We start from the raw sequence: 802 nt of genomic DNA, 5'->3' as shown, positions 1-802 counted from the left end.
CCATAGTTTCCAGCGGTTTCAATGGTTTATTCGCAAAATGGGATCACCCGGCGGTTTCGCAATCGCCCGGGCGCCGGAAACGACCGTCCCATTTGTGAATGCCGCGCCGGTCGCGCAAAGTTGATGGTCAAATGCCGCAATGCGGTCACCGGGGCCGATAACAACCGATCGGTGAGAAGCCGGGAAGCGGTGGCGGGCAGCAGGGCGGTTCCCGGGATTTTCTGGATGCGGAACTCTGGAGCCCGTTATGATTATCATATCCTTTTTCCAAGCGTCTTCACGCCACTCTCTCGGCCGGCGTGGACGTGCTGCAGCAATGGCCGCGGTCATGGCCTTGAGTGCGACGGTGACCGGCCCGCTGGTGCTGCCCGGAACACAGGCGCATGCGGCGGAAATTTCCGTCACCGTCCGCGAAAGGCTTTCGAACTATGGCGGATGGCGAACCTCCAGCCGCTTCGGCGATGTCTGGGTTCCCTCGGTGCATACCCAATGGCGGCCCTACACCGAAGGCAGGTGGGTCTGGACTGACAATGGCTGGTACTGGCAGTCCACCGAGCCATTCGGCGATGTCGTCTATCACTATGGCCGCTGGGCGTATGATCCCGATTTCGGCTGGGTGTGGATCGCCGGCGATCAATGGGCGCCAGCCTGGGTGGTCTGGCGTCAGGGCGGCAATGATGTCGGCTGGGCTCCGGCGCCGCCCGACGTCGGTGCCGCCTTCGACGACGCCTGGTGGTGTTTCGTGCCGGTGGCGGCGATCGGCGCGGTGGATCTGGTCAGGGTGGTGCGGCCGGTTCAGGAG

1 protein-coding gene is annotated in these 802 nt (G+C 63.3%); it reads left to right on the top strand.

Going from position 1 to position 802, the window contains the following annotated elements; translation table 11 throughout:
* Positions 1-316: 316 nt before the first annotated feature.
* Positions 317-802, top strand: a 486-nt coding sequence (locus EN991_RS38305; RefSeq protein ID WP_348630523.1) for a DUF6600 domain-containing protein, incomplete at its 3' end; no start/stop codon positions are given.

This window comes from Mesorhizobium sp. M7A.F.Ca.US.005.03.2.1 (assembly GCF_003997795.1).
Classification (GTDB): domain Bacteria; phylum Pseudomonadota; class Alphaproteobacteria; order Rhizobiales; family Rhizobiaceae; genus Mesorhizobium; species Mesorhizobium ciceri.
The sequence above is the reverse complement of the archived record's forward strand: the minus strand, read 5'-3'. Positions and strand labels throughout refer to the sequence as shown.